Annotated in this window: 26 protein-coding genes; 14 read left to right on the forward strand and 12 right to left on the reverse strand. The window is 67.7% G+C overall.

Features of this window, described 5'->3' with window-relative positions; translation table 11 throughout:
• Positions 1 to 40 precede the first annotated feature (40 nt).
• From ACTF4R_RS10490 to ACTF4R_RS10510, 5 genes are all read right to left on the reverse strand, one after another.
• Positions 41 to 964 (reverse strand): cation diffusion facilitator family transporter, encoded by a 924-nt coding sequence (locus ACTF4R_RS10490; protein ID WP_440007787.1) that lies wholly within the window; start codon positions 962 to 964, stop codon positions 41 to 43.
• Between the two features lie 84 nt (positions 965 to 1,048).
• Complete coding sequence (locus tag ACTF4R_RS10495; protein WP_440007788.1) at positions 1,049 to 1,579, reverse strand: HIT family protein; 531 nt, start codon at positions 1,577 to 1,579, stop codon at positions 1,049 to 1,051.
• 84 nt (positions 1,580 to 1,663) lie between these two features.
• A complete protein-coding gene (mtnP, locus tag ACTF4R_RS10500; RefSeq protein ID WP_113276967.1) occupies positions 1,664 to 2,518 on the reverse strand; it encodes an S-methyl-5'-thioadenosine phosphorylase in 855 nt (284 codons plus the stop codon).
• 33 nt (positions 2,519 to 2,551) lie between these two features.
• Positions 2,552 to 3,133, reverse strand: coding sequence for an HD domain-containing protein (locus tag ACTF4R_RS10505; RefSeq protein ID WP_440007789.1), 582 nt, complete (start codon positions 3,131 to 3,133; stop codon positions 2,552 to 2,554).
• Entirely contained in the window at positions 3,134 to 3,847 is a 714-nt protein-coding gene (locus ACTF4R_RS10510) for a phosphoribosyltransferase (protein ID WP_440007790.1), read from the reverse strand. It lies immediately after the preceding gene.
• A gap of 329 nt (positions 3,848 to 4,176) precedes the next feature.
• Between ACTF4R_RS10510 and ACTF4R_RS10515 the strand changes: the two genes are divergently transcribed.
• From ACTF4R_RS10515 to map, 4 genes are all read left to right on the forward strand, one after another.
• The gene (locus tag ACTF4R_RS10515) at positions 4,177 to 5,559 is read left to right on the forward strand and encodes a chymotrypsin family serine protease (protein WP_440007791.1); all 1,383 of its coding nucleotides are present in this window, start codon (positions 4,177 to 4,179) and stop codon (positions 5,557 to 5,559) included.
• A gap of 80 nt (positions 5,560 to 5,639) precedes the next feature.
• Positions 5,640 to 7,172, forward strand: a complete 1,533-nt coding sequence (locus ACTF4R_RS10520) for an amidohydrolase (protein ID WP_440007792.1) — start codon at positions 5,640 to 5,642, stop codon at positions 7,170 to 7,172.
• A 63-nt stretch (positions 7,173 to 7,235) separates the two neighbouring features.
• Positions 7,236 to 8,138: an isoaspartyl peptidase/L-asparaginase gene (locus tag ACTF4R_RS10525; RefSeq protein ID WP_440007793.1), complete on the forward strand. Its 903-nt coding sequence runs from the start codon at positions 7,236 to 7,238 to the stop codon at positions 8,136 to 8,138.
• A 66-nt stretch (positions 8,139 to 8,204) separates the two neighbouring features.
• Positions 8,205 to 9,101 carry a type II methionyl aminopeptidase gene (gene map / locus ACTF4R_RS10530; RefSeq protein ID WP_433625193.1) on the forward strand — a complete coding sequence of 299 codons (897 nt, stop codon included), beginning with the start codon at positions 8,205 to 8,207 and terminating at the stop codon, positions 9,099 to 9,101.
• 209 nt (positions 9,102 to 9,310) lie between these two features.
• Here map and ACTF4R_RS10535 read toward each other — a convergent pair whose 3' ends face one another.
• The 4 genes from ACTF4R_RS10535 to ACTF4R_RS10550 all read right to left on the reverse strand — a co-directional run bounded on the left by ACTF4R_RS10535 (position 9,311) and on the right by ACTF4R_RS10550 (position 12,781).
• Entirely contained in the window at positions 9,311 to 9,511 is a 201-nt protein-coding gene (locus tag ACTF4R_RS10535; RefSeq protein WP_433625196.1) for a DUF7835 family putative zinc beta-ribbon protein, read from the reverse strand.
• Positions 9,512 to 9,717: 206 nt separating this feature from the next.
• Complete coding sequence (locus tag ACTF4R_RS10540; protein ID WP_440007794.1) at positions 9,718 to 11,373, reverse strand: TrkH family potassium uptake protein; 1,656 nt, start codon at positions 11,371 to 11,373, stop codon at positions 9,718 to 9,720.
• Between the two features lies 1 nt (position 11,374).
• A complete protein-coding gene (locus tag ACTF4R_RS10545; RefSeq protein ID WP_440007795.1) occupies positions 11,375 to 12,052 on the reverse strand; it encodes a potassium channel family protein in 678 nt (225 codons plus the stop codon).
• A gap of 228 nt (positions 12,053 to 12,280) precedes the next feature.
• A complete protein-coding gene (locus tag ACTF4R_RS10550; RefSeq protein WP_440007796.1) occupies positions 12,281 to 12,781 on the reverse strand; it encodes a GNAT family N-acetyltransferase in 501 nt (166 codons plus the stop codon).
• Between the two features lie 133 nt (positions 12,782 to 12,914).
• Here ACTF4R_RS10550 and hmgA point away from each other — a divergent pair, with 133 nt between their 5' ends.
• The 3 genes from hmgA to ACTF4R_RS10565 all read left to right on the forward strand — a co-directional run bounded on the left by hmgA (position 12,915) and on the right by ACTF4R_RS10565 (position 14,795).
• A complete protein-coding gene (gene hmgA / locus ACTF4R_RS10555; RefSeq protein ID WP_440007797.1) occupies positions 12,915 to 14,126 on the forward strand; it encodes a hydroxymethylglutaryl-CoA reductase (NADPH) in 1,212 nt (403 codons plus the stop codon).
• A gap of 122 nt (positions 14,127 to 14,248) precedes the next feature.
• The gene (locus ACTF4R_RS10560; protein WP_440007798.1) at positions 14,249 to 14,392 is read left to right on the forward strand and encodes a hypothetical protein; all 144 of its coding nucleotides are present in this window, start codon (positions 14,249 to 14,251) and stop codon (positions 14,390 to 14,392) included.
• Between the two features lie 262 nt (positions 14,393 to 14,654).
• A complete protein-coding gene (locus tag ACTF4R_RS10565) occupies positions 14,655 to 14,795 on the forward strand; it encodes a hypothetical protein (protein ID WP_440007799.1) in 141 nt (46 codons plus the stop codon).
• A gap of 1 nt (position 14,796) precedes the next feature.
• On the opposite strand, the gene ACTF4R_RS10570 is transcribed toward ACTF4R_RS10565, so the two are convergent.
• On the reverse strand, positions 14,797 to 15,315 hold the full coding sequence (locus tag ACTF4R_RS10570) for a DUF5817 domain-containing protein (RefSeq protein ID WP_440007800.1): 519 nt from the start codon (positions 15,313 to 15,315) through the stop codon (positions 14,797 to 14,799).
• 198 nt (positions 15,316 to 15,513) lie between these two features.
• Here ACTF4R_RS10570 and ACTF4R_RS10575 point away from each other — a divergent pair, with 198 nt between their 5' ends.
• From ACTF4R_RS10575 to ACTF4R_RS10585, 3 genes are all read left to right on the forward strand, one after another.
• A complete protein-coding gene (locus ACTF4R_RS10575) occupies positions 15,514 to 16,182 on the forward strand; it encodes a hypothetical protein (protein ID WP_440007801.1) in 669 nt (222 codons plus the stop codon).
• A gap of 210 nt (positions 16,183 to 16,392) precedes the next feature.
• Entirely contained in the window at positions 16,393 to 17,850 is a 1,458-nt protein-coding gene (locus tag ACTF4R_RS10580) for a sugar transferase (RefSeq protein WP_440007802.1), read from the forward strand.
• 67 nt (positions 17,851 to 17,917) lie between these two features.
• Positions 17,918 to 18,838, forward strand: a complete 921-nt coding sequence (locus ACTF4R_RS10585) for an NAD-dependent epimerase/dehydratase family protein (RefSeq protein ID WP_440007803.1) — start codon at positions 17,918 to 17,920, stop codon at positions 18,836 to 18,838.
• A gap of 52 nt (positions 18,839 to 18,890) precedes the next feature.
• Here the strand turns inward: ACTF4R_RS10585 and ACTF4R_RS10590 are convergent, their stop codons facing one another.
• The gene (locus ACTF4R_RS10590) at positions 18,891 to 20,093 is read right to left on the reverse strand and encodes a glycosyltransferase family 2 protein (protein ID WP_440007804.1); all 1,203 of its coding nucleotides are present in this window, start codon (positions 20,091 to 20,093) and stop codon (positions 18,891 to 18,893) included.
• Between the two features lie 194 nt (positions 20,094 to 20,287).
• Here ACTF4R_RS10590 and ACTF4R_RS10595 point away from each other — a divergent pair, with 194 nt between their 5' ends.
• From ACTF4R_RS10595 to ACTF4R_RS10605, 3 genes are all read left to right on the forward strand, one after another.
• Positions 20,288 to 21,637, forward strand: a complete 1,350-nt coding sequence (locus tag ACTF4R_RS10595) for an O-antigen polymerase (protein ID WP_440007805.1) — start codon at positions 20,288 to 20,290, stop codon at positions 21,635 to 21,637.
• Between the two features lie 148 nt (positions 21,638 to 21,785).
• A complete protein-coding gene (locus ACTF4R_RS10600) occupies positions 21,786 to 23,006 on the forward strand; it encodes a sulfatase-like hydrolase/transferase (protein ID WP_440007806.1) in 1,221 nt (406 codons plus the stop codon).
• 135 nt (positions 23,007 to 23,141) lie between these two features.
• Positions 23,142 to 24,473 (forward strand): sulfatase, encoded by a 1,332-nt coding sequence (locus ACTF4R_RS10605; RefSeq protein ID WP_440007807.1) that lies wholly within the window; start codon positions 23,142 to 23,144, stop codon positions 24,471 to 24,473.
• A 5-nt stretch (positions 24,474 to 24,478) separates the two neighbouring features.
• On the opposite strand, the gene ACTF4R_RS10610 is transcribed toward ACTF4R_RS10605, so the two are convergent.
• A complete protein-coding gene (locus tag ACTF4R_RS10610; RefSeq protein ID WP_440007808.1) occupies positions 24,479 to 25,681 on the reverse strand; it encodes a glycosyltransferase family 4 protein in 1,203 nt (400 codons plus the stop codon).
• Positions 25,682 to 25,885: 204 nt separating this feature from the next.
• Here ACTF4R_RS10610 and ACTF4R_RS10615 point away from each other — a divergent pair, with 204 nt between their 5' ends.
• A complete protein-coding gene (locus tag ACTF4R_RS10615; protein ID WP_440007809.1) occupies positions 25,886 to 26,809 on the forward strand; it encodes a sulfatase-like hydrolase/transferase in 924 nt (307 codons plus the stop codon).
• The last annotated feature ends 109 nt before the right edge of the window (positions 26,810 to 26,918 follow it).

The raw sequence follows: 26,918 nt of genomic DNA on the forward strand, positions 1-26,918 counted from the left end.
CTTCTCGGTCCGTACGGCGGACGCGACCCGGCGCTCGCCCTCACTGCTCGTCGACGACCGAGTCCGAGAGATGCGCGTCGTCTGCGTCCTTCCACTCGCCGAGTTCCTTCGGGTCGACGTGAACGAACACGTCGTCGACCTGCGGCAACTGTCTCACGTCCTCGACCACGTCCGTCTCGATGTCGTGGGCCTCCCGGAGGGTGCGGTCGCCTTCGACCTCGACGTGCATGCTCACGTCTATCTCGGGACCGACGTAGTGGGCGACCACGTCGTGGACGCCCCGGACTTCAGGGTGGGCGAGCGCCCGTTCGACTATCTCGGCGCGCAGGTCCTCGGGCGGGGCGCTCCCGACGAGGTAGTCGACGTTGTCCTGGACGATCTCCCAGCCGGTGTAGAGGATGCCGAGCGAGACGACGCCCGCCGCGACGGGGTCGAGGACGGGCGCGCCGAGTCGCGCGCCGACCACGCCGACGAGCGCCGCGCTCGCGGTGAGGATGTCGTTGCGGTTGTCCAGCCCCGTCGCCACGAGCGCCGGCGAGTGCGTCTCCTCGCCGACGTACAGACAGTAGCGGTAGAGCAGGTACTTCACGACCGCGGTCCCGACGAGCACGCCGGCCGCGAGCGGTCCCGTCGTGACGGTTATCGACTCCGTCAGTATCGAGGTGGTCGAGCGCCACAGCACGAGACCGCCCGCGGCGAACACGCCGAGGGCGACGAACAGCGAGACGAACGGCTCGATGCGCTCGTGGCCGTGGGGGTGCTCGAAGTCCGGGGGCTGAGTGGTCAGGTACAGCCCCGCCAGCACGACGACGCTGTACACCGAGTCGGCGAGGCTGTTGACCGCTTCGGAGCCGACGGCGAGGCTCCCGGTCTGGAGCCAGACCGCCCCCTTGGCGGCGGCCAGCAGCAGGTTGACGGCGAGGACGACGACCCCCGCGCGCCGGACCGCACCGAACTTACTCATCGTGGCCCACGTTACGTCTCTGGAAAGAAGGACGTATCGCTCCGCGGCGAGCGGCGACCGCGACCCCGGGTTCGCCTGCGTCAGCTAGAACTGGACCGCGCCGGACTCGGTGACCGTCGCACCGTCCTGGTCGGCGAACGCGTCGTGGACGCGGTCGTAGGTGTCGTCGAGCGCCTCGACGATGACCTTCGTGTCCCCGACGACGGGCATGAAGTTGGTGTCGCCCTCCCAGCGTGGGACGACGTGGGTGTGGAGGTGGTCGTCGATGGACCCGCCGCTGCCCTGGCCGAGGTTCAGGCCGGCGTTGAACCCGTCGGGCGCGAGCGCGCGCTCCAGCGCGTCGAAGGTGCGCTGCTTGAGTCGCGCGTGGCCCAGCAGCGTCTCGTCGTCGAGTTCCCGGTAGTCGCCCGTGTGCTGGTCGGGGACGACCATGGCGTGACCCGGGTTGTACGGGTAGTTGTTCAGCAGGACGACGGCGCGGTCGTTGCGCGCGACGACGAGGTTCTCGCGGTCGTCGTCGCGCTCGGGGAGTTCGCAGAAGACGCATCCCTCGATACCCTCGTCGTCGTCGCGTTCCACCCACTCGATGCGCCACGGCGCGAAGACCTGGTCCATGTCGGCGACTCGGGGCGGCGGTGCTTTACGTTTTCACTCTCGCCGGCGGGAGCGCCCGACGCGTCGAGACGGGGCGACCCCCGGTCAGTCGTCGATGTACTCTCCGACGAGCAGGTCGACGCGCTCGCGGGTCTCCTCGGGGATGGCGTCGGCGGGCGTGTTGACGGTTCCCTCCAGCGCCGTGGCGCAGTCGCAGTCGCGCTCGTCGGGCATCGTCCGGATGGCGTGTTCGACGAGTTCCTTGATGGCCTCCTCGTTGGCGGCGGCGTTCTTCAGCACCTCGCCGAGGCGGTCGTCTTCCGCTCCCTTCCAGACGCCCCAGTCGGTGACGCCCGTTATCGTGGAGTAGCACATCTCGGCCTCGCGGGCGAGTTTCGCCTCCGGCACGGTGGTCATGCCGATGACGTCCCAGCCCTGCTCGCGGAACCACTCCGACTCGGCTTTCGTGGAGTACTGCGGTCCCTCGATGCAGACGTAGGTGCCGCCGAGGTGGCAGTCGGCGTCGGTCGCCGCCTCGGCCGCGTCGGCGAGGTGTTCGTTCACGTGCGGACAGTACGGCTCCGCTATCTCCTGGTGGACGACGACGCCGTCACCGAAGAAGGTGAACGGTCGGTGGCGCGTCCGGTCGAAGAACTGGTCCGGGACGACGAGCGTCTGCGGCGGGTACTCCTCCTGGAGGCTCCCGACCGCGTTGCTGGCGATGACACGCTCGACGCCCAGTTTCTTGAGCGCGTAGATGTTCGCGCGGTACGGCACCTCCGTCGGCGAGTACTGGTGGTCGCGGCCGTGGCGCGGAACGAACGCGATCTCCTCGCCGGCGAACTCGCCGACCGTCACGGGCGCGCTCGGGTCGCCGTACGGCGTCGTCACGTCCTCCTCGCGGGTGTTCTCCAGGGGGAGTGCCTCGTAGATACCGCTACCGCCGATGAATCCAATCACGTTCTCCGATGACGGGGGCGGCTACTAAACGGTTTACTTCGCGTCCTCGTAGCGCGCCCGGATCGTCGCGTACAGTCGCTCGCCGACGTCGGTCCGCAGTCGCGGCTCCGCGGTGGCGAAGAACTCGTCCAGGTCGTCGTACTCGTCGAACTGCTCGCCGTCGTCGCCCGCGTACCGGTCCGCTCGCTCGTAGACGAGCGCCTGCAGACACATGTCTATCAGGTCCATGTCCTTGACGAACCGCGCCGCCGGCGTCTCGCGGGCCTCGTACTCCTCCCAGAGCGCGCGGACGTCGTCGGAGAGCGGCGCGGCGAGGTCGTCCATCGCGGCGCGCTCGCGGCGGACCTTCTCCTCGCCGTCGACCCGCTGGTCGTCGGCGTCGGCGCGCGTCGCCACGTCCCCGGTCTCGGCCTCCGCGAGGTCGTGGACGACGGCGAGACGGAGCGCGCGGGCTTCGTCCACGCCCGCCTCGTCGGCGTACTGGAGACAGAGCAACGCGACGCCCCACGCGTGACCGGCGACGGACTCGGGGTCGTCGACCCCCCGGAGTTGCCAGCCGGTGCGGCGCTCGTCCTTCAGCGCGAACGACGCGGCGAGGGCGTCGACGGTGTCCATCTACGCCTGGACGCCGGTCGCGTTCTCGACCAGCCGCCAGCCGTCGTCCGACTCGGCGAGGACGTCCCGCCGCACCATCTCCTCGAGCACCTCGTCGAGGCGGTCCGGTTGCGCTATCTCCATCTGGATGCGCTCGACCTCGTGGTACTCGTTGAGGTAGTGACGCACGTCCTCCGTGGTGAACACGTCGGCGTCGGCCTTGTCCATCACGCCGCTGATGATGTCTATCATGTCCTCGATGAAGTTCCAGGGGTAGACGATCCAGGCCCACTCCTCCAGGCGCTCGCCGATGTAGTCGGGTTCGAACTCGCTCGTCTGGAGCAACTGGAGGGTCGCGGTGCGGACCTCCCCGGCGTCGCGGTCGGTGACGTACTCGTAGGCGTGTTCGATGGACCCGCCGGTGTCGGCGATGTCGTCGATGATGAGCACGTCCTTGCCCTCGACGCTACCTTCCGGCATCGGGTAGCGCACCTCGGGCTCGCCCGTCTTCTGGGCCGTCCCGACGTAGTGTTCCATCTTCAGGCTCGTCAGGTCGTTCATTCCGAGGAAGTCACAGATACAGCGCCCCGCGAACCAGCCGCCGCGCGCGAGCGCCACGACCACGTCCGGGTCGAACTCCGACTCCTTGACCTGGTCGCTCACGCCGCGGCAGAGACCGTAGATGTAGTCCCAGTTGGTTATCGTGCATTTGAACTCGTCGGGGAGGTCGCTCATGCCATCGTGAGGTCGCGTCGCGTCGCACTTAACGGTTTACAGGTGCTCTCGACGCGCTCGGTTTGCAGAACCGGGTCTGACAGGGGTGGACTCGCCGCTCTCGACCGGTCGCACCGGTCGTCGGCCCGACGGACGAGCGGAGAGCGCGACCTGCCGGTCTGCGTGTGAGTCGGTCGGCGTGCGAGTCGGTCGGCGGCGGCCGGCGAAGCGCCGCCGGTCCGTCAGGTCGCCGTCCGGTAAGCGCCGCCGCGACGGTCCGCGGCCGCTACCCGAGCCGTCAATGCTATTATCACGCACACCTTTGTATCGATTCTAGCGCTTCGAAAATTATGACCCACACCGAGGATTTCGAACACTTGCTCGACCGCAAGAACGTCATCGGCGTCGAGTACGACGAGGAGACGAACACCGTGACGGTCTACGTCTCCCAGAAGCTCCCCGACAGCGAACTGGCCGACGAGGACAACGTGAAGAAACTCGTCAGCGACGCCACCGTCGAGGTGGAGGACGCGGGCTTCGACGAGGAGCGGGAGGGGTACGACGCCCTCTCGCTGACCGGCCAGATTCCCGACGCCGAGAAGGACCGCAAGGACCGCCACCGTCCGGTCGTCGCGGGCGTCAGCGAGATCAACGCGAAGTCCACCGCGGCGACCGCGGGGCCGTACCCCGCCCGCGTCACCGACACGTCGTCGGGGAAGTGGAGCGACGACGCCGCGGAGGGCGACCTCGTCCGCCTGTCGAACAACCACGTGTACGCCCGGGTGAACGAGGGGGCGTTCGGCGAGCCCATCGTCCAGCCCTCGCCGCGCGACGGCGGGAGCCTCCCCGACGACGAGACGGGCGAACTACGGGGGTACGTCCCCGTCGACGACGGCTCGACGGTCGACGTGGCCGCCCGTTCGACGACCCCCGAGCGCGAATCCCCGAAGTACCACGAGGTCGACGACTCGTGGCCGACCGCCGTCCGGCGCGAGGACTACCGCTCGCTGAAGGGCGAGACGGTGACGAAGACGGGGCGGACGACGGGCGTCACGAGCGCGACGGTGTCGGCGGTGGGCGCGAGCGTGCGCGTGAACTTCGGCGAGGCCGGGACGCTGACGCTGCGCGACCAGCTCATCGCCGGCCAGATGTCGAAGGGCGGCGACAGCGGGTCCCCCGTCTTCCACGACGGAAGCGGCGAACTCGTCGGCCTCCTGTTCGCGGGGTCCAGGCGCCAGACGATACTGAACAAGATGGGCAACGTCGAGTCGGAACTCGGCGTCGAACTCCTGACTGAGGAGCCGGGCGGTGGAGACGGCGGGGGCGGAGATGATGGAGGCGGAGACGGCGACGGTGGAGGAGACGGCGGCGGCGGAGATGGCGGCGATGGAGGAGACGGCGGTGGGGGCGGGACGCCGACGTACCGCGAGACGCTGGACACGACGGTCACCGTCTCGCTGGCCGCGGCGGAGCTCTCGCTGGAGTCGTTCTCGGTCCGGGGGTCGGTCTCGCCTGGCGGAGACGTCGAGGCGACCGCGACGGTGGCCGGGACCGAGGCGGGCACGGGCTGGCTCGACGTGCAGGGCGAACGCCACACGTTCGAGCTGACCGACGAGCACGCGGACGACGGACGGTACGTCCGGGACGTGCCGGTGGCCGTCACCGCGCCCGAGTCGCCCGGCGACTCCTTCGAGGTGCACGTCGAGGGCGGGTACGTCGTCGAGGCGGCGTGACCGAGAGGAGAGCGACGCGACCGGTCACCTCGCTCTCCGGACCCCGAACAGTTATCGCAGTCGACCGACACTGCCGAACCATGACGGCATCTGCGGACCGCATTCTGACGAACGCGGAGGTACACACCCTCGCGGACCCCGACGAGACCGCCGAGGCGGTCGCGATTCGCGACGGCGACGTCGTCCGCGTCGATTCGGCGTACGAAGTCGGCTTCCTGGAGGGAGCGGAGACGGACGTCGTCGACCTCGGCGGGCGCGTGCTCCTGCCGGGGTTCGTCGACGCCCACACCCACCTCCAGATGGTCGGGAACTACCTCGTCCACGCCGACCTCTCGGCGGCGGACTCGCCGGCCGACTGCGTCGACCTGCTGGCGGCGAACGCCGCCGACGACCGCGAGTGGATACTGGGCTACGGCTTCGACGAGAGCACGTGGCAGGAGAGCCGATATCTCACGCGAGAGGACCTCGACGCCGTGAGCGAGAGCCGACCCGTCGTCGCGTTCCGCGAGGACATGCACACCGCCGCGGCGAACGGCGTGGCGCTGGACCGCCTCGGGGAGGCGATGCCACCGGCTGACGTGAAGACGGAGGGCGGCGAGCCGACCGGCGTTCTCGTCGAGGACGCCGTCGACGCCGTCTACGAGGCCGTCGAACCGGACGAAGACGAGATGCGGGAACTCCTGCTGGCCGCCCAGCGCGACGCCCACCGGAAGGGCGTGACGGGCGTCCACGACATGGTCCGGCGCTCGCGCGCTCCGGAGGTGTACCGGCAACTGGAACTCGACGGCGACCTGGCGCTCCGGGTGCGCCTGAACTACTGGAGCGACCACCTCGACGCCCTGGAGGAACTCGGTCTCCGGACGAACCACGGCAGCGAGTTCGTCCGCACGGGGGGCGTGAAGACGTTCACGGACGGGAGCTTCGGCGGTCGGACGGCGAAGCTCTCCGAACCCTACGCGGACGCGGACGACGAGACGGGCCAGTGGGTCGTCGCGCCCGACGAACTCGAGTCGTTCGTCCAGCGCGCCGACGACGCCGGCTTCCAGGTGACCGCCCACGCCATCGGCGACGAGGCCATCGACGCGGTGCTCTCCGCCTACGAGGACGCCGACGACCCCGGGGCTGCTCGTCACCGCGTCGAACACGTCGAACTCGCGACCGACGAGCACGTCGAGCGGTTCGCCGAGTCGGGCGTCGTCGCCTCCGTGCAGCCGAACTTCCTCAAGTGGGCGGGGGAGGACGGCCTCTACGACGAGCGCCTCGGCACCGACCGCCGTCGCCGGACGAACCGCTTCCGGGACCTCCTCGACGCCGGCGCTCGTCTCGCCTTCGGCAGCGACTGCATGCCGATGGACCCCCTGCTCGGCGTCCACCACGCGGTCAACGCGCCCGCGGAGGCACAGCGTCTCTCCGTCACCGAAGCGCTCCGGGCGTACACCCTGGGCGCGGCGTACGCGGGGTTCGACGAGGACCGGATGGGCACCGTCGAAGCCGGGAAGGTGGCCGACCTCGTCGCGCTCGAACGGTCACCCTGGGAGCACGAGGACGCCATCGAGGACGTCGACGTGACGCTGACGGTCGTCGACGGCGAGGTCGTCTACGACGGTCGGTGACGCGACGACGTCCCGTGCGTCGATTGACGTGGAGTTAAGACCCCTCGGCGGGCACCACCTCGCATGAGAGTCATCGTCCACGGCGGTGCGGGCGGCGAACCGGACGAACCGGAACCGAGACAGGCGGTGCTCGACGAGGCGGCGGCGACCGGCGCAGGTCGGGAGTCGGTGGTCGACGCGGTCGAGGCGGCGGTTCGCGTCCTCGAATCCTCGCCCCGGTTCAACGCGGGCGTCGGCGGCGCGGTCCAGAGCGACGGCGAGGTCCGGACCGACGCCGGCGTCATGACCAGCGACCGCGAGGCCGGCGCGACCTGCTCGATGCCGGGGGTCGAACACGCCGTGAGCGCCGCCCGCGTCGTGATGGAGGAGACGCCCCACGTCCTCGTCTCCGGCGAGCACGCGGTCGACCTCGCCGCCGACTTCGGCGTCGAGACCGGCGTCGACCTCCTGTCCGAGGACAAGCGCGAGCGCTGGGCCGACCTCGACGCGCCGACGGGCGCGCCGAGCGAACACCTCGACTGGCTTCGCGAGAAGTTCGGGGGTAGCGCGGCGCGGAGCGCCGCGGACGAGTCGAGCGGGAACGCCCCGCGAGACCACGACACCGTGGGAGCGGTCGCGTACGACGGCGAGGCGTTCGCCACCGCCACCTCGACGGGCGGCCGCTGGCTGGCGCTCGCGGGACGGGTCGGCGACGTCCCCCAGATAGGGTCGGGATTCTACGCCGCTCCGGCCGGCGCGGCCAGCGCCACCGGGGCGGGCGAGGACATCGCGAAGACGACGCTCACCCGGCGGGCGGTCCGCCACCTCGAATCCGGGATGGCGGCGCAGGCCGCCGCCGACCGCGCCGTCGAGGAGTTCGCGGAGCTGACGGGGTCGTCGGCCGGCGTCATCGTCCTCGACCGCGACGGCGGCGCGGGCGCGGCGTTCAACAGCGACGCGATGCAGACCGCGGTCGCGGACGACTGACCGGTCCGGCCGAGCGGCGGAGCGGGGAACGCAAACCCTTTCTCCCGTTCGGCCAAACTACGGGGCATGAGCGAGCAGGAGGTCGACCTCTCGGCCGAGAAGTACGAGAAGCACCGCGAGGCGGGCGAGATTCTCGCCCAGGTGCGCGAGGAGGCCGCCGACCGCGTCGAGGTCGGCGCGAGCCACCTCGACGTCGCCGAGTACGCCGAAGACCGCATCCGCGAACTCGGCGGGAAGCCCGCGTTCCCGGTGAACATCAGCGTCGACGAGGAGGCCGCCCACGCGACGCCGAGCATCGACGACGAGGAGACGTTCGGCGAGGAGATGGTGAACCTCGACATCGGCGTGCACGTCGACGGGTGGATAGCCGACACCGCAATCACGGTCGACCTCTCGGGCCACGACGAACTCGCCGAGGCCAGCGCGGAAGCGCTCGACGCCGCGCTCGACGTCGTCGAAGCGGGCGTCGAGACGGGCGAGGTCGGCGCGGAGATAGAGGAGGTCATCCAGGGGTACGGCTTCAATCCGGTCGTCAACCTCTCCGGACACGGCCTCGACCACTACGAGCAACACACCGACCCGAACATCCCCAACCGCGCCGTCGAGCAGGGCGTCGAACTCCAGGTGGGCGACGTGGTCGCTATCGAGCCGTTCGCAACCGACGGCACCGGGAAGGTGACGGAGGGAGCCGACGAGGAGATCTTCGCGCTCGAACGAGAGGGGTCGGTCCGGAACCGGCAGGCCAGGCAGGCGCTCGACCAGATAACCGACGAGTTCCGCACCCTCCCCTTCGCCACGCGCTGGCTCGACGTCTCCCGACCGGAGATGGCGCTGCGCCGACTGAAGACGTCGAGCATCGTCCACGGCTACCCCGTCCTCAAGGAGGACGAGGGGAAGCTGGTCAGCCAGAAAGAACACTCCGTCATCGTCACCGAGGACGGCTGCGAAGTGTTTACGGCGTAGTTACTCGCCGGGACCACGTTCGATTTTCACTAAGTAATTCGCTTGCCAGTCGTCGTACGTTGACAGACGAGGCCGTCGCTGTCCCAGCGCGTCGCTGTCGATTCGTCGCAACGGAAAAGGAGAACACACAGCACTGTACCGTCAACGTTCCGCCGCCGCCGGAGTTCCGCTCTGTCCTCGCGTTCACACCACCTCGATACCTCGCCCGTTCAGGCGTTGTTCATCCGCTGGATCGTCTCTTCGCCGCAGCTCTCGCACTCGGACACGCGGTACGGTTCGCGCGAGAACTCGGCGTTCTCCTGCTTCTGGCTCTCCGTCCGTATCTCGACCGAGACCTGATGTGCGGTCTCGCGGCCACAGTTGTCGCACAGTTCCGTGATCGCCTCGAACCCCTGATTTTTTGTTGCCATGGTGACTACCTGCTCGCTTTCTCCTTGCGCTGATAGGAGTATAAAAACCCCTCTCTGTTGGGGGGCGTTCGAACCGTTTATTCCGTCGCCTTCTGGCGATTTGGGGGTCTCGGCGGAGGAGAGCGTCCCATTTCGTTTACGGAGCTCCGAAAACGGTTAATGCGGGCGGAACGCTCTACAACAGCCGGATAATTTAAATACGGGGGTCAGGGTTCGAGGCCGAACAGAGCGGACCGCAGGAACACGAGCACCGGGATTATCTCCAGGCGGCCGATCCACATGTTCAGAATCATCATCCCCTCGCCGACGGGCGACATCGACGGTCCCGTGATACCCGTCGAGAGACCGACGTTACCCTGGGCGCTGGCCACTTCGAACAGCGCGTCGGCGTAGCCGAACGCCGAATCGGTGACGTTGATGAGGACGAGACTCCCCGTTAGCAGGAGGATGAGCCACAGTAGGCTGACGATGGCGGCTTCGCTGAACTCCTCGGACATCTCGTTACGGTCGAGCACGCGGTCGCCGATGCGGGCGTTCACGATGGCCGACGACGGGAGGAAGACGCGCGAGAACTCCCATTGGATGCCCTTACTGATGGTGTAGCCCCGGATTATCTTGATGCCGCCGACGGTGCTGCCAGCCGCGCCGCCCAGCACCATCGCACCGCTGACGATGAGTTTCCCGCCCGCACCCCACTTGCCGATGGGCGACGACTGAAAGCCGGTACAGGAGAGCGCGCTGACGAACTGGAACACGGAGTCGCGCACCGCGGTCGAGTCCGCGGAGTCGAAGCCGAAGTACGCCGCCGTCGGTTCGAACGCCGCCGTCAGCACGGCAGCGTTCTGGAGCGAGAGGACGAACGCGCCCGCGACGAAGAGGCCGAGCAGCCACCGCGTCTGGAGGTCGGAGACGAGCAGGCGAAACTCCCGGTCGTAGAGGATGGCGTAGTGGACGGGGAACGCGATAGCGCCCAGCGCCATGATGGGCAACAGCACCGTCTCGATGAACGGCGAGTCGTAGGAGGCGATGGAGTTGTCCGTAACGCTGAATCCGCCGGTCGACAGCCCCGTCATCGCGTGGTTGAGCGCCTGCCAGAACGTCTCGAACAGCGAGAGTCGGGGTTCGCTCGTGAGTATGGCGACGAACAGCACCGCGACGGCGAACACGGTGTAGAGGACGAAGATGCGCCACACCGTCTTGACCGTGTGGAGGATGCTGGGGTGGATGCGCTCCTCGCGCGTCTCGGCTCGGTAGAGCGCGTAGCTCCCGCTTCCGGGGCGGGCGAGGATGGCGGTCGTGAGGACGATGACGCCGACGCCGCCGACCCACTGGATGAGCGACCGCCACCACTGGAACGCCCGCGGTAGCGAGGGTTCGTGGATGGCCATCGTCAGACCGCTGCCGGTCCACCCCGACATGCTCTCGAACATCGCGTGCAGTGGGTTCTGGAAGTACGCGAGGCTCGACATCGTCGTCGCACCCCCGACCGGAATGGGTTCGTAGTTCGCGCCCGCGGCGACGTAGGAGTCGAGCACCGAGACGGGCGTCAGGTGCGCTGCGAGGAAGAACGGTGTCGCGCCGAAGATAGCGGTGGTGAACCAGCCGCCCGCGGCGATGATCATCCCGTGTTTCATCAGGGGGTTAGGAGCGTCCTGAAACCGGTTCCGGGCGACGCCGCCAAAACCGGCGGTGACACCGCCGGCGATGAGAAAGGAGAGCGCGGCGTACCACTCCCGGAAGACCACGGCGACGCCCGCGGTCAACGTCATCAGCGCCGCCTGCATCAGCACCAGCGCTCCCACGTCGCGCAGGATGGTCGCCAGGTCTTCGGGGACCCCGGCGACTCGATTGCGACGGGTCATGTCAGTCGTGGTCCTCGTAGTGTCCGAAAACGTCCGTCACCTCCGGCGTCGCACCGTGTTCCGAGAAGACGGTGACGAGGTCGCCGCTCTCGATGTTCGTGTTCCCGCGCGGGGTGATGACCTCGTGGTCGCGTTCGATGGCGACGACGAGCAGTCCCTCATCGAGCACGCCCTCGTCGGCGGCCTCCGCGAGGGTGTGACCCGCGATGGGGGCGCGCGAGCCGACCGTAATCTCGAACACCTCCGCCCGGTCACCGACTTTCATGTAGTCCTTGATGGACGGTCGTTTCACCGCGCGATAGAGGTACTCGGCGATGAGCCGCTGGGGGTTCTCGATGACGTTCACGCCGATCTGGCGGAAGACGTTCATGTGCTCCGGGTTGTGGACGACCGAGACGATCGAGGGGACCTCCGACTCCTGGCCGAGCAGACAGACCATGATGTTCGTCGCGTCCTGGTCCGTCGTGCTGATGAGCGCGTCCGCGCGGTCGATACCGGCGTCCTCCAGCGTGCTGATGACCGTCGCGTCGTCGTGGAGGACGAGACAGTCGAACTCCTGAGAGGCACGTTCGGCACGCTCCTGGTTCTTCTCGATCACGACCACGTCGTTGTTGTTCTGAGTCGCGATTTCGATGAGTTGCGAGCCGATATCGCCCGCACCGACGATGATGAGATACATCCCTTGTGCGTCTTCAGAAGCGACTGCTTGAAAAGATGCTGTTGTGTCTTCGGCTCCGGAATCGACCGACCGGACGGGGACGACTGACCGCGCCACCGCTCGCGCAGTCGGTAATGGCCGGCCAGCGGGCGACGCGGCGTGCAACTCGGCGAAACGGTTAGTCGACTGTGACGTTCGACCGCCGCGCTGCACCGGTGGGAGACCGCGAACGGCCCCGGGGACGACCCGTCACCCCACGTCGTGGTGGTACCGCAACTGGCGCGCCGTGCCGCCGGAGAAGAGGTCCTCGACGCGCTCTTCGACTCGTTCGAACCCCTGCGCCTCGAAGAACAACCGGGCACGCTCGTTGTCGGCGAAGACGGCAACCGCGAGTTGCGTGAACCCCCGGTCGCGGAGCGCGTCCTCGATCGCGGCGAGCAGGGACCGACCGATGCCCTCGTTCCAGCGCTCGGGGCGGACCTGAACGTCGCGGAGTTCCGCGCCGCCGACGCGTTCCGACGGGTCGACCGGGTGGGCGTACGCGAATCCGACGACCGAGTCGTCCACGGCGACGACGAACTCCACGTCGTCGTCCGCGACGGCCGATTCGAGCCGGTCGGTAGCGTACCGTTCCCGGAGTGCGGCTTCGCGCTCCTCCCGGGAGAGGAAGTCGTACGCCGTCTTCCACGTTTCGCGTGCGACCGTCTGGACGTCGGGCACGTCGTCGGTAGTCGCTGGTCGCGTCTGCATGCCACACGGTTCCAGACCCCACGACAAGTCGCTGGCGGCCCGGGAGGACCACGAGCGACGGCCACTGCCGACCGCGGGTCGAGCGTCGCCCGGAATCGGCAACTGTTAGGGGGCCGACCACAATCCACCGGGTATGACCGACGCAGACGACCTCGCCGAGCGGGTGCGGGCGGGGGACCTTCGCCTGCACGAACTCGAAGACCACGCGGACCACGACACCGCCGCCGCGGCGCGCCGCCGACTGCTCGAATCGGCGACCGACGCCGACCTCGACGCCGTGGGCGATTACGCCTTCGACGCCGAGGTCGCCGACCCCAACGTCGAGAACATGGTCGGCGCGGCGCAGGTGCCGCTGGGGGTCGCCGGTCCGGTCGGCGTCCACGGCGGCGAGGCCGACGGCGAGTACTACCTCCCGCTCGCCACCACGGAGGGCGCGCTCGTCGCCAGTGTCAACCGCGGCTGTTCGGTCGTCCAGCGGTCGGGGGGCGCGGACGCGCGCGTCACCGACACAGGGATGACCCGCGCCCCGGTCTTCCGCGTCGCGGGCATCGCGGAGGCCGAGCAGGTCGTCGAGTGGGTGGGCGAGAACGGCGACCGACTCGCCGACGCCGCCGAGTCGACGACCAGCCACGGCGAACTACTCGACGTGGACCCCTACGTCGTCGGCGACTCCGTCTTCCTGCGGTTCGTCTACGACACGAAGGACGCGATGGGGATGAACATGGCCACCATCGCCACGGGCGAGGCCGCGTCGCTGGTCGAAGACGAGACCCCGGCGGACCTCGTCGCGCTCTCGGGTAACCTCTGCACCGACAAGAAGCCCGCCGCCATCAACGCCATCGAGGGACGGGGCCGCAGCGTCACGGCGGACGTGACGATTCCGCGCGAGACGGTCGAGGAGTACCTCCACACGACGCCGGAGGCCATCGCGGAGGCGAACACGCGCAAGAACCTCGTCGGCAGCGCGAAGGCCGGCAGCCTCGGGTTCAACGCACAGGCTGCCAACGTCGTCGCCGCCGCGTTCCTCGCGACCGGCCAGGACGAGGCCCAGGTGGTCGAGGGCGCGAACGCCATCACGACCGTCGAGGCGCGCGAAGAGGAACTGTACGCCAGCGTCAGCCTCGCCAGCCTCGAAGTCGGCACGGTCGGCGGCGGGACGAAACTCCCGACGCAGGCGGAAGCGCTCGACGTACTCGGTCTCCGGGGCGGCGGCGACCCCGCCGGCAGCAACGCCGACGCGCTCGCGGAGGTCATCGCGACCGGCGCGCTCGCGGGCGAACTCTCCCTGCTCGGCGCGCTGGCCTCCCGGCATCTCTCCAGCGCCCACGAGGAACTCGGCCGCTGACCGCTCCGCCACTTTTACTTTCGCATCGGATAAGGGAGATATTTAATGCCGCTGCTCGCCTCGTCTGCGACGGGGTCACCGACGGCCGCTGCTGGCTCTCGGTCCCCGGAGGTCTTCGTTAGGTGACCGACGAGACGACACCGGTAGACGAATCTCGCGTCGCCCAGTGGCTGCGCCTGCTGAAGCTCCTGCTGACGGTCGTCGCGCTCGCCTTCACCGTCTGGCAGGCTGCCACCGGAGCGCTGTCGTTGCCGTTGCCGGCGTGAGTCGACCGGTAAGACCGAGACGTGCGGTCGACACACGTTTTATCCCCGCGGCGTCGACCCCACACGTCTAGTAGTTGATAGCTGAAAGCAGCGTAAGAACACAGTTTACCCACCATAATTCAATTAAACTATTCTAGTAATTTATTTCCGTGGAGCGAAGAACGTCGATAACGGTGCACGCGGGTGAAAGTCGCTGTTCGGAATCCCAACGAACCGCGACCGTACCGAGGCCGCCCGCGTCGCACCGCTCGTGGTGACCCACATGTCAACGAAGACCCCCGACCGGGACGCGCCGATAACCGAATCCCGCGCCTACCGGCGACTCCAGTTCCTGAAACTGTTGCTCACCGTCGTCACGCTGGTCGTTACAATCTGGAAGGCGCTCACGGGTTCGGTGCCGTAGTTCAGAGGGGCCGATACCGTCCCCGACTCTCGCTGACCTCGCCGCCTCGAACCATCTTTTCGAGGGCTCGTTCGGCGTACTCCCTGGAGACGCCCCGGTCGCGGGCGTACGCGACCACCTCGTCGGCCGTCGGTCGGTCGAGCGTCTCGAGCGCCTCGCGGACGATCTCTCGTTTGCTCGTCGAACCGCTCCGGCGGTCGCGCTCGGCGGCGGTTTCCACCTCGTCGACGTCGACCCCCGACCGCTCCAGAAACTCCGTCTCGTCTACCCCGGCGTCCTCGACCTGCGAGTCCATCTCCGCGAACGATTCGAGTTCGGCGAACGCCTCGCCGTGCCCCTGCCGGTTGGCGAGCATCGACGACCGGACCTCGCGGGCGCGGTCCTCGTCGGCCGTCTCGACGAACGTCTTGAGTTTCCCGAACCGGTGGCGCTTCCCGCAGCGCGAACACTGGGTCGTCTCGGGGCGGCCGTCGACGATCCAGAGGTTGTTACACTCGTTGCACCCGACGACGCTGTACATGGTCGTGATTCGGGCGTCCCGCGTTTTGAACCCTCGGTCCGACTACGGAGTTCGCCGTCCCGGAGCGCGGACGTTCTCACGAGCGCCGCCGACGACCGTTCTCCCGGCCACAGGATTTTCAGAACTACCAGCGCAACGAACGTCCGGAGGCGAAGTAGCGCTCGCCGCGCGGCGGGCGGCGGTTTTCGTACTCGAAACATGACAGACACCAAAGGACAGACCAGACGCCGTTTTCTATCGACGGTCACCGGCATCGCAGGTGGAGCGACGCTGGCCAGTGGGGCAGCGAGCGCGGCACAGGAGACGACGACCACGACGTCCGACGAGGCACGGAATCGGGCGACGCGACAGATGCTCGTCCCGCGACTGGAGCCGTTCGCCGGCAACCTCGTCGGCCAGTTCGTACTCATCACGAACCGGAAACAGAAGCAGGCGTCGCCGGCAGCGGTGTCGAACTGCCCGTTCCCGAACTGGAGCGCGGAGAACACCGCCGTGTACAGGGCGATGATTCTCGACCGACTGAGCGACAATCCGCAGTACGTTACGGGCGAGGTGTACGTGAACGGCACCAAACCCCGGCTCAGGCTCGGACAACCGTTCATCGTCAGCAAGACCGAGCCCTGCACGAACGACTACGTCGGAGTGGAGGCCCAGTCGGTCCCGCCGTCGGTCGGCGAGGACGACCCGCCCGGGCCGACGGTCACGACGACGGGGAACGGGGGCGACGCGACGAGCGGCGGAGACGATACGACGACCAGCGGGGGCGACGCGACGACCAACGACGGCGGACAACCGGGGTTCGGTGCGCTGACGGGTGCCGCCGGCGTCGTCGGGGGCGCGCTGTTTCGGTTCGCCCGCGACGAGTGAGTTTCGGCGCGCTCCGTGGAGAGCGACCAGGCTGAAGCTGTCGCCCATCCGGAACGACGGGGAAGCGACCCGCAAGCGAATCGGCCGATATCTAGCGAATTCTGGCCGTAATCCGAATTATTCGAAACCCACCACTTATTTACTTCTAACTATCGTTACAGAATTAACCGGACATAGAGTTTATCCGTACATACGACCCTGCATAAGTCAATGGTCTCCGGTCTCCGATATCGGGTTGCGAGCGCGGGCGGGACCGTCCTGCTCACTGCCCTCGCCGTCACGGCCGCAAATCATCCGGCCGCCCAGCGCCTGGTCACGGCGCTCGTCCCCGTCGCGAGCAGGCTACCCGCGACGGTCCTCCAGAGCAAGGCGTTCACGCTGGCCGTCGTCACCACGGTGGCGGTAGTCACGGCCGTGCACGTTCCGCTCTTCAAGCCGCGTCCCAGGCGCGTCCTGGACACGATACTCACCACGGAGAAGCGCGTCTTCACGGCGAGCCTCGCGCTCGCCACCGTGGGCTACTTCGACTACACGTACCGGCTCCCGCGGTCGACGCTCATCGTCACGACGGCGCTGTTAGCGGTCGCCCTCCCGCTCTGGCTCGTGACCATCCGGCGTCGGCCGGGCGAGGACGAACGCGTTCTCATCGTCGGTGACGACCCGGCAGAAATCACCAACGTTCGGAACAGCATCGACGGCTGCGTCGTCGGTTACGTCTCGCCGCCCAGCCGGTACCACGTCGAGTCAGAGAACGCGACCAGGGCGGCCGTCGCCGACGGCGGCCACGTCGACCGCGGTCTCGACGAGCGCGTCGACCTCGACCTGGAACGGGTCGGTGGTCTCTCCCGACTCGGCGAGATGCTCGTCGAGTACGGGGTCGACACCGCGGTGCTCGCGTTCTCGACCTCCGACCGGGCGGAGTTCTTCGGTGCACTGGACACGTGCAACGAGTGCGGCGTCACCGCGAAGGTCCACCGCGACCACGTCGACAGCGTCCTGACGACCGCGACGACCGGCAACGAGGAGATAGTCGAAATCGACCTCGAACCGTGGGACTGGCAGGACTACGTGTTCAAGCGGGCGTTCGACGTCACGTTCGCGGCCGCGGGACTGCTCGCGTTCGCGCCCTTCATCGGCATCATCGCGGTGGCGATAAAGCTCGACAGCCCGGGGCCGGTGTTCTACAGTCAGGAGCGCACCGCCGAACTGGGCGAGACCTTCGACGTGTACAAGTTCCGGAGCATGATTCCCGACGCCGAGGCCGAGACGGGCGCGACGGTGAGCGAGGAGGACGCCGGCGGCGTCGACCCCCGGGTGACCCGCGTGGGATACGTCCTCCGGCAGACCCACCTCGACGAGATTCCGCAACTCTGGTCCATCCTCGTCGGCGACATGAGCGTCGTCGGCCCCCGCCCCGAACGGCCGGAGCTGGACTCGGACATCGAGACCGGCGTCGTCGAGTGGCGCAAACGCTGGTTCATCAAGCCCGGGCTGACGGGGCTGGCCCAGATACACGACGCGACCGGCCACGAGCCGGAGAAGAAGCTGCGGTACGACCTTGAGTACATCCGCAAGCAGTCGTTCTGGTTCGACTGCTCCATCGTCGTTCGGCAGGTGTGGGGGGTCGTGAGCGACGTGGTCGCGTTCGGCGCGGACGACGAGGAATAGTCGAATTCGGCGACTGTTCGTCGCGGATAAAATAGACTTAATCGGCTGGTGGCCGAACGACCGAGGAATGAAGCGAACGACGCCGAGCGACCAGACGGTGCTGGTCACGGGTGGTGCAGGATTCGTCGGCAGTCATCTCGTCGACGCGCTCGCGCCGGACAACGACGTGCGCGTCCTCGACGACCTCTCCTCCGGCGACCCGACGAAGGTCGACGACCGGGCGACGGTAATCGAGGGCGACGTCCGCGACCCGGACGCGGTCCGGGAGGCGATGGCGGGCGCGGACCTCGTCTTCCACGAGGCGGCGCTGGTCAGCGTCGAGCAGTCCGTCGAGAACCCCCAGGAGAGCCACGCGGTCACCACCGGCGGGACGCTGACCGTGCTCGACGCCGCGCGCGACGAGGACGCCCGCGTCGTGCTGGCGTCGAGCGCCGCCGTCTACGGCCATCCGGAGTCCGTTCCGGTCCAGGAGTCGGACCGCAAGACCCCGACCTCGCCGTACGGCATCGACAAGCTGGCGGCCGACCAGTACGCTCGCCGCTTCTCGGAGCTCTACGGGCTGGAGACCGTCGCACTCCGGTACTTCAACATCTACGGTCCACGCCAGAACCCCGAGTACAGCGCGGTCGTCAGCGTCTTCGAGGACCAGGCCCTCGCCGGCGACCCCATCACCGTCGAGGGGGACGGCAGCCAGACGCGGGACTTCGTCCACGTCGACGACGTGGTGCAGGCCAACCTGCTCGCCGCCGAGACGGACCGCGTCGGCGAGGCGTTCAACGTCGGCACGGGCGAGAGCGTCACCATCCGCGAACTCGCGGAGACCGTCCGGGACGTCGCGGGCAGCGACTCGGACATCGTCCACACCGACCCCCGCCCCGGCGACATCGACCACAGCGAGGCCGACGTGTCGAAGGCACGCCAGCAGCTCGGCTACGAACCCACCGTGTCGCTCCGGGACGGGCTGGAGTCCCTCCTGGACAGGAACTGAGAGCGGGAAGTGCGAGAGACGGTAGCGGGTGAAACGAGTCGGTGGTTCCGACCTACTCCTCGACGCTCCGCGTCGACTTCCACACCTCGACGCCGGGGCCGGAGAGGAACTTCCGGAAGCCGGCGGCGAACGCGAGGTTCATGCTCAGGAAGTACGCCGGGAGCGCGACCAGCGACGACGACGACCGGGCGCGCTCGCTGGCCATCCCGACGCCGGCCAGACCGTAGCAGGAGAGCTGTGCGCCGAGCAGCGCGGCGGCGGGGGCGGAGGGTGCGAGCACGACGACCGTGACGTTGGCGACGAGCGTCGCAAGCAGGACGGCGGGCATGCACCATCGCAACGCCTTGTGGGAGGCGAACTCCAGTGCGACGACGCCGTTCCTGGGGTCGAGCAGTTCGCGGAACCACGCGAGCGCCTGGTAGTTGCCCGCGCCGATGCGGACCCGGCGGTCGTACTCGCTCCAGAGGTCGCCCGTGGTCCGCTCGGTGCCGCGGGCGTCCTCGGCGAAGACCACGCGACGACCCGCCGCGGCCTGCTGAAGCGCGACGACGAGGTCGTCGGCCAGCGCCTGCTCGGGCAGGTGGCGGTACTCCTCGCGGCGCAGGGCGAGCATGCCGCCGTTGACGCTGACGGTCGTTCCCAGCTTCGACTCTAGCTTTCGAATCGTGAGTTCGTACTTCCAGTAGGCGCTCTCGGTCGTCGAGCCCTCCTCGTCGACCAGTCGGAGCGAGCCGGTGGTACAGCCGACCGAATCGTCGGCGAGCGGCGCGACGAGCTCCGCGACGGCGTCGGGTTCGTACATCGTGTTCGCGTCGGAGAACACGAGCACGTCGCCGTCGGCCTCCTCGACGGCGCGGTTGAGCGCGTGGCTCTTCCCCCGTCGTTCGTCGAGCGCCAGCAGCCGGGTGTCGGGGCCGGCGTGACGCCGCACGAGGTCGTCGGTCCGGTCCGTGGAGTCGGAGACGACGATGCACTCGAACGCGCCGTCGTACTCGATGGCCCGGGTGTTGTCGAGTTTCTCCTCGACGACGTCCTCCTCGTTGTGCGCGGCGACGACCATCGTGACCGAGGGTGCGAACGCGTCGGCGTCGGCGTCCGGCGGGTCGGCGTCGCGACGGGCACCGGGGTCGTCGTCCGACGAGTCGGAGCCGTCGACCACCGAGAGCACCGCGAGGAGGAGCGGGTAGCCGACGTACGTGTACACCAGCGTCGTCAGTCCGGCGACGAGAGCGACCACACTCGAGAGAACGAGCATCGTCTCGCACTGCTCCCCGGAGAAAGATAACAGTTGGCCTCCGCCGTGTGATGGTTCAGTGTTTCGTTCAGGTAATTAAGATTATGAAAACCGAGACACAGATATACTTTCATATTTGCCGAAATGTTTTCATCATTTTTATTTCCTGCTCGTGGAAGCCAAGATTTTTAGCGAGTGGCGAAGTTGGACCAGGTATGTCCACTGGAGTCACCGTCTCGAAGTCGACAGTGGTTGGCCTCGTCGCCGTCGCGCTCGTGGCGGTACTGGCCGTCTTCCTGCCGACGCTCGTCCTCCTCGCCCTGCTCGCCGCGCCGTGTGCGGCGCTCGTCCTGGCGAACCAGCGCCTGGACTTCCTGACTCCGAGCTACCTGTTCGCGTCGGTGTACGGCCTCTTCCTCTTCGCCGGCGGAGCGTGGTACTCGCTGTCCGGCGACCCCGAAGTGTTCTTCGCCATCGTGCTGGGATTCGCGGCCTTCGTCGCCGGCGTCTACGCCGTCGACGAGGTGACCGACTTCAGCGCCGACGCCGAGTTGCGGCGATTCCTGAACCGCCCCTGGGAGCGAAACTGGGCGGAGCCGGGACCGCGTCTCGCGTTCGCCGGCCTCGTCACCGTGACGCTCGTCGGCAGCGCGCTGTACTACTTCACGTACGGCGTGCCCATCATCGGCGGGAACGGAGAGGCGTCGCGGCTCTCCTCGATCTCCGGTCAGGACTACTACATCCACTTCGTCATGGTCCCGCTGCCGTTCCTCGCGACCGTCGCGTGGTTGAAAGCGCGGCTGAGCGATAACCGGCTCCATCTCGCCGGAGCGGCCGTCGTCCTCGGAATCACGGCCGTCGCGATGGCGCTGACCGGCTTCCGCGCGCTCGTCGGCCACCTCCTCATCCTTCTGCTCTTCACCGACCAGTTCGTCACGCGTCGGGTGAACTTCCGCGCTATCGGAGCCGCCGCCGTCCTCTTCCTCTCGTTGTTCCTCGCGGTCACCGTCGTCCGGTACCAGTCGGTCGACGGCACGCCGGTCGCGATCGCGGTGAAGTACATCCGCCACCGCATCTTCCTGGTGAACAACGAGAATCTGAACTTCATCCTCGGCTACTTCCCGGCCGAGCACGGCTACCTGCTCGGTCGCGGCTACCTGATGGATCTCACGTCGATGCTGCCGGGAGCCGACAAGGCGTTCTCCGGCTGGATAACGACGAAGAAACTGCCGTGGCTCGACAAGCCCGTCGGCATCACGCCCACCCTCGTCGGCGAGAGCTACGCCAACTTCGGGTACGCGGGCGTGCTCGTCGTCCCGTTCCTGGTCGGTGCGGCGGTTCGGACGACGTTCGTCGGACTGGTCCGGAGTCGCAAGCGCGTCGGGACGGTCGCGTTCGTGGCCATGGTCGCGCTGTTCCTCGCCAAAGCAGCCCTGCGCGGCATCGGTCCGACCCTCCTCGTGAAGATACTCCCGCTCGCGCTCATCTACGTCGTCCTGGAGGCGTCGGCAGCTCTCCGGCCCATACGGTACCTCCGGAACAACTTCCACGACTCCACGCGCTGACCCACCGCGAGCGACCGGACGACGCCGTCCGGTCGACGACCGCTGGCGCAACTCGATTCGATACGACACAACGAAAAACAAATATTTTCAAACGGCCGTCTTTTTTGAGGCGGTAGAAATTTAGTAATGGAACGAGGACCTGCCAACAGTGCCTAGAGAAGACATCGTCCTCGTGACCGTAGACTGCTGGCGGTCGGACACGCTCGCTCAGATGCCGTCGCTGTCGGCGTGGAGCGAACAATCCACGACCGCCATCTCCGCGGGGGGTGCGACGAACTGGGCGTTCCCCGCGCTGCTCAACAGTCGCTACTACCCGGAGACGTACGACGACGACGGGAACCTCGAAGACGGCCTCACGCCGCTGCCGGCGGTGCTCGCCGACCACGGCTACGCCACCGGCGGGTTCGTCGCCTCGAACCCTTTCGTCGCCAAGTGGTCGCCCCACTTCGACGCGTTCTGGAACGACGGGATGGAGTCGCCCGACAGCGACCTCTACTCCTCCGAGTTCGGCAAGTGGGCCAGCCGCTTCTACAAGCTAGCCGCCATGCGCAAGCGGGTCCCGGCCGACGAGATAATCGGTCAGGCTCGCGACTGGTACGAGACCCAGTCGGGGCCGCGGTTCCTCTGGCTCCACCTCATGGACCCCCACCTCCCCTACTACCCCGGGCTGTCGAAAGCCCGGGAGGTGGGACTGCCGTCCGCGTACCGGGCGTCCGTCGAGTTCTACCTGAACGGGAGCGACTCCTCCGAGTCGACGCTCCGCACCATCCGCCGACTGTATCGGCGCTGCGTCGAGCGCGTCGACGACGACCTCCAGGAGGTCTTCGACTTCGTCGACGACGACGCGAAGGTGGTGTTCACCGGCGACCACGGCGAGGAGTTCGACCACGGCGACTACGACCACGAGAGCCTCTACGACGAGGTCGTCCGTACGCCGCTCGTCACCCGGAACGTCGAGACCGACCTGCCCGACCGGCCGGTCCGCCAGATAGACCTGCCGCCGACGCTGCTCGACGAGGTCGACGTCGACGCGCCCGCGTCGTGGACCGGCGACACCTTCGAGGAGTCGACGGACCCGGCGTACATGATATCGTACCTCCCGAACGACGGCCACGGGCTGGTCGGCGTCCGGACGGACGACCGCAAGCTGATACGGACGTTCGACGACCAGGGGCTGCACGGCGGCGAACTGTTCGACCTGGAGTCGGACCCGGGCGAGACGGTCGACCGCTACGGCGAACTGGACGAACCGGACCTGGAACAGCAGTTGAGGGAGTTCGTGGAGCGCGTCGACGCGCCGACCGGCGAGCAGACGGGCGTGGACGACGACGTCAACTCCCGGCTGGAGGAGTTAGGGTACCTCTCCTGAGCCCCGCGTTTTCCGACGGCGAGCGACGAAGGTGGTACCGTGGCTGAAAGTTGCGGTCAGTTTTGATGTTTCCTGAGACTCTCGTCGTAGCGGACAAAAGTATGATGGGTCGAGATGTGGTACCTGCCAGTAAGAATGCCCGAAAACATCGCCCTCGTGGTCCTGGACACGCTCCGGTACGACGCCTTCGAGAAACATTTCGACTGGCTCCCCGGCGTGCGGTTCACGAACGCCTACTCCACGTCCCACTGGACCGTGCCGGCCCACGGGTCGCTGTTCACCGGCAGATACCCCAGCGAGATCGGCGTCCACAGCAAGTCGGCGTCGCTCGACTGCCCCGACGAGACGCTCGCTGAGAGCCTGCGCGCGGCGGGCTACGAGACGCGGCTCTGGAGCGCGAACCCGAACACGATGTTCTGGGAGGGCTGGGACCGCGGCTTCTCGCAGGTGCTCGAACCGGGGAGTCTGGACCCGCGGCACGTGAACGCGGTCGACTGGACCGCGTTCCTCGGCGACATCGACACCCACAGCTGGACGAAGTATCCGCGGTCCGTGCTCCACGCCGTCCGCGCCGACTGTTCGACCGTCGCGGCGATGAAACAGGGGTACCGGCGGATGACGACGTCGGACGCCGACGGCGGCGGCGAGGACGTGCTGGCCCGCGCCCGCGACACCGACTTCGGCTCGCCCGAGTTCACGTACGTCAACCTGATGGAGGCCCACGCGCCCTACCACACCCCCGAGTCGGTCGACGCCGACTCCCTGAACGTCGTCGTCGGCGACGCCTTCGCCGACTCCGTCGACTCCCCCGAGCGCCTGCGAGCGTCCTACGACGCCTCCGCGGCCTACCTCTCGGAGATATACGAGGAGATCTTCGCCGAACTCAGGAAGGAGTTCGACTACGTCGTCACCGTCTCGGACCACGGCGAGATGCTCGGCGAACACGGCATGTGGAACCACGGCTACGGTCTCTACCCCGAACTCACTCACGTCCCGGTCGTCGTCAGCGGCGACGGCGTCGAGTCGCGGCGCGACGACGCCACCGTGAGCCTGCTCGACGTCCACCGGACGATTCTCGACCTCGCCGGCGTCGACGCCCCCGCCGACGCCCGCGGCCAGTCGCTGCTCGACGACCCCGCGTCGCGCACCTACCTCACCGAGTACCACGGATTCCTCGACCGTCACCGCGAGCAGTTCGAGCGCAAGGGCGTCGTGGAGGCGTTCGAGCGCTACGACGGACGGCTGCACGGCATCGCTACTCCGCCCGACTTCTACGGGTACCAGACCGACGAGACGGCCGACCGGGCCGAGGGCGAGTTCCGGTCGACCGGCGAGTCGCGCCTCGACGACCCGCGCGCCGAACTCGAAGCGCGGGTCGACGAACTGGACGTCCGCACGGTCGACGCCGGCCAGGCGGAGGTCACCGAGGACGTGGAAGAGCGACTGGAGACGCTGGGCTACGCCTGACCTCGTTACGTCCGCTCGATTGCGTCCTCGAACGTGGCCTCCAGCGAACTCGCGACCTCGTCGACCGAGAACCGCGAGACGCAGTACTCGCGGCAGTTCTCGCGGAACCCGGTGCCCGTGTCGCGGTCGAGCCAGGTACAGAGGTTCTCCGCGATGGCGTCGGGGTCGGTGCCGTCACAGACCAGGTCGTCGTCGAGCGGGCCGACGACCTGGGGGTTGCCGCCGACCGGCGTGGCGACGACCGGCGTCCCGGTGCTGAGCGATTCGAGCGTCGAGAGCCCGAACCCTTCGAGCTGTTCCGTCGGCATGACGAAGAAGTCGGCGGCGCCGTAGTAGGTCGGCAGGTCCTCCTCCGCGACGAACCCCAGCAGGCGGACGTTCTCCTCGAGACCCTTCGCCGCTATCTGCTCGCGTAACGTCTCCTCTAGGTACCCCTTGCCGCCGATGAGCAGGAGAGCGTCGGGGTGGCGCTCGGTAACCGTCTCCATCGCGTCGACCAGGTTCTCCAGGCCCATGCGCGCGACGAGACGGCGCACCGTCAGCAGGATGGGGCGGTCCTCGGGGAGGTCGAGTTCGTCGCGCACGTCGGTGGGGTCGGCGACGTACTCGAACCGGTCGGTGTCGACTGCGAGCGGAATCTCCCGGAGCGGGCCGACGTTGCCGTAGAGGTCGTCCAGTTCGCCCGTCATGAACCCGCTGCGCGTGACGACGACGCTGGCGTCCCGGAGGGTGTACCCCTCCAGCCGCTTGAACCCCCTGTTGGCGACGCGCACGAACGGCGTCTTCCAGCCGTACTTCCCCTGGTCCGCGTCGATCTCTATCTCGCGCGGGATGGGGGCGTGGAAGACCGTGACGGCGGGGACGTCGGCCGACGAGAGTGCGACGCCCGCCGCCTGGAACGTGTTGTGGACGTAGGCGACGTCGAAGTCGTACCGGTCGTCCAGTCGGGAGAGCAGTCGCGGCACCTTCCCGAGGCTGAACAGGGGGTAGCTGTGGTACAGCGCCGAGTCCTGGGGCGGGCTGTCGTACCGGTAGAGTTCGTACCCCTCGCGGCGCTCGTGGCTCGCGTCGTCGTCGTCCAGACGCCGACTCGCGACGACGACGTCGTGGCCGCGCTCGACGAGCCCCTCCACCTCGGTCACCAGCGACTTCGTGATGCCGCCGTAGTGGTCCGGCCAGAACGCGTCGGAGAGGACGAGGACGTTCATGGCGACCGCCACCTGCGAGGACCGACGGCGCCGGCGACACGGTTCTGGGGCCTAGGCGTGGCTCGACGACCTGCGCGTGCGTCTCCGTTCACGAAGACGAGTTCGCGGTGACGAGTTTTAATTCTTTGTGGCCACATCCGATAAATCGAAAGATTGTCAGGAAGAGGGTTAAGGAATATATGCCCTGGCAAAATAGAAGGCCACATGTACGAGTTTTCTCAACTGCGACGCGGTCTGGAGAATCCGAACCTCTTCGCCCGCGAGGCCAACCGGCTGTACCACCGGCGGCTGAACACGCGCCAGTACAACGAGGACGGCATCGACGTGATGGCCGAGGACTGGGACAACCTGCTCATCCTCGACGCGTGTCGGTACGACATGTTCGAGGCGAACGCGAACCTGCCGGGCCGCCTGGAGTCCCGCGAGTCCCGCGGGTCGGCGACGGTCGAGTTCCTGCGCGCGAACTTCACGAACCGGGACGTCCGCGACACCGTCTACGTCACCGCGAACCCGCAACTGCATCGCAACTTCGACCGCATCAACCCCGAGTTCCACGCCATCGAGAACGTCTGGCTGGAGGACGGCTGGGACGAGCAGTACCAGACGGTGCTCCCCGAAACGACGACCGAGTACGCGCTCGACGCCGCGGAGGAGTACGATAACAAGCGCTTCATCGTCCACTACATCCAGCCCCACTACCCCTTCATCACCGAGGAGACCTCCTTCGACAAGGGGTATCTCGACGACCCCGAGTCGGACTCGCGGGACTTCTGGGGCCGAAAGATGGAGTCGGAACTCGACGTGTCGGCGGCCGAAATCTGGCAGTCGTACACCGAGACGCTGAACCGGACGCTCCCCCACGTCGAGCGCCTGATGGACGAACTCGACGGCAAGACCGTCGTCACGGCCGACCACGGGAATATGGTCGGCGAGCGCGCCACGCCGTTCCCCGTCCGCGAGTGGGGCCACCCGCGCGGGATGTACACCGACGAACTCGTCAGGGTGCCGTGGCTGGTCGACGACCGCGGCGAGCGCCGCGAGGTCGTCGCCGAGGACGCGACCGAGTCGGAGGCGGTCGACGACGACGTGGTCGCGGACCGCCTCAAGCAACTCGGCTACGCCGAGTAGGTAGCACACACCGGGCCGGACGGTACCGGTCCGACCCTCCGTCGGCTGATATTTCGGGTTTCCGACCGGTGACGCGCCGAAACCACGAAGGTCTATGTCGGTCGCGTCG

Source organism: Halomicrococcus pelagicus, assembly GCF_051917725.1.
In the GTDB taxonomy this organism is placed as follows: Archaea; Halobacteriota; Halobacteria; order Halobacteriales; family Haladaptataceae; genus Halomicrococcus.

Excerpts from the sequence above, each read along its gene's own strand:
- ACTF4R_RS10580 (WP_440007802.1), top strand. The coding sequence starts at position 16,393 with ATGGTCTCCGGTCTCCGATATCGGGTTGCGAGCGCGGGCGGGACCGTC.
- ACTF4R_RS10540 (WP_440007794.1), bottom strand. The coding sequence starts at position 11,373 with ATGACCCGTCGCAATCGAGTCGCCGGGGTCCCCGAAGACCTGGCGACC.
- ACTF4R_RS10525 (WP_440007793.1), top strand. The coding sequence starts at position 7,236 with ATGAGAGTCATCGTCCACGGCGGTGCGGGCGGCGAACCGGACGAACCG.
- ACTF4R_RS10610 (WP_440007808.1), bottom strand. The coding sequence starts at position 25,681 with ATGAACGTCCTCGTCCTCTCCGACGCGTTCTGGCCGGACCACTACGGC.
- ACTF4R_RS10550 (WP_440007796.1), bottom strand. The coding sequence starts at position 12,781 with ATGCAGACGCGACCAGCGACTACCGACGACGTGCCCGACGTCCAGACG.
- ACTF4R_RS10565 (WP_440007799.1), top strand. The coding sequence starts at position 14,655 with ATGTCAACGAAGACCCCCGACCGGGACGCGCCGATAACCGAATCCCGC.
- ACTF4R_RS10510 (WP_440007790.1), bottom strand. The coding sequence starts at position 3,847 with ATGAGCGACCTCCCCGACGAGTTCAAATGCACGATAACCAACTGGGAC.
- hmgA (WP_440007797.1), top strand. The coding sequence starts at position 12,915 with ATGACCGACGCAGACGACCTCGCCGAGCGGGTGCGGGCGGGGGACCTT.
- ACTF4R_RS10585 (WP_440007803.1), top strand. The coding sequence starts at position 17,918 with ATGAAGCGAACGACGCCGAGCGACCAGACGGTGCTGGTCACGGGTGGT.
- ACTF4R_RS10535 (WP_433625196.1), bottom strand. The coding sequence starts at position 9,511 with ATGGCAACAAAAAATCAGGGGTTCGAGGCGATCACGGAACTGTGCGAC.
- ACTF4R_RS10545 (WP_440007795.1), bottom strand. The coding sequence starts at position 12,052 with ATGTATCTCATCATCGTCGGTGCGGGCGATATCGGCTCGCAACTCATC.
- ACTF4R_RS10590 (WP_440007804.1), bottom strand. The coding sequence starts at position 20,093 with ATGCTCGTTCTCTCGAGTGTGGTCGCTCTCGTCGCCGGACTGACGACG.
- ACTF4R_RS10520 (WP_440007792.1), top strand. The coding sequence starts at position 5,640 with ATGACGGCATCTGCGGACCGCATTCTGACGAACGCGGAGGTACACACC.
- ACTF4R_RS10615 (WP_440007809.1), top strand. The coding sequence starts at position 25,886 with ATGTACGAGTTTTCTCAACTGCGACGCGGTCTGGAGAATCCGAACCTC.
- ACTF4R_RS10515 (WP_440007791.1), top strand. The coding sequence starts at position 4,177 with ATGACCCACACCGAGGATTTCGAACACTTGCTCGACCGCAAGAACGTC.
- ACTF4R_RS10605 (WP_440007807.1), top strand. The coding sequence starts at position 23,142 with ATGCCCGAAAACATCGCCCTCGTGGTCCTGGACACGCTCCGGTACGAC.
- ACTF4R_RS10505 (WP_440007789.1), bottom strand. The coding sequence starts at position 3,133 with ATGGACACCGTCGACGCCCTCGCCGCGTCGTTCGCGCTGAAGGACGAG.
- ACTF4R_RS10490 (WP_440007787.1), bottom strand. The coding sequence starts at position 964 with ATGAGTAAGTTCGGTGCGGTCCGGCGCGCGGGGGTCGTCGTCCTCGCC.
- map (WP_433625193.1), top strand. The coding sequence starts at position 8,205 with ATGAGCGAGCAGGAGGTCGACCTCTCGGCCGAGAAGTACGAGAAGCAC.
- ACTF4R_RS10570 (WP_440007800.1), bottom strand. The coding sequence starts at position 15,315 with ATGTACAGCGTCGTCGGGTGCAACGAGTGTAACAACCTCTGGATCGTC.
- ACTF4R_RS10495 (WP_440007788.1), bottom strand. The coding sequence starts at position 1,579 with ATGGACCAGGTCTTCGCGCCGTGGCGCATCGAGTGGGTGGAACGCGAC.
- ACTF4R_RS10595 (WP_440007805.1), top strand. The coding sequence starts at position 20,288 with ATGTCCACTGGAGTCACCGTCTCGAAGTCGACAGTGGTTGGCCTCGTC.
- ACTF4R_RS10575 (WP_440007801.1), top strand. The coding sequence starts at position 15,514 with ATGACAGACACCAAAGGACAGACCAGACGCCGTTTTCTATCGACGGTC.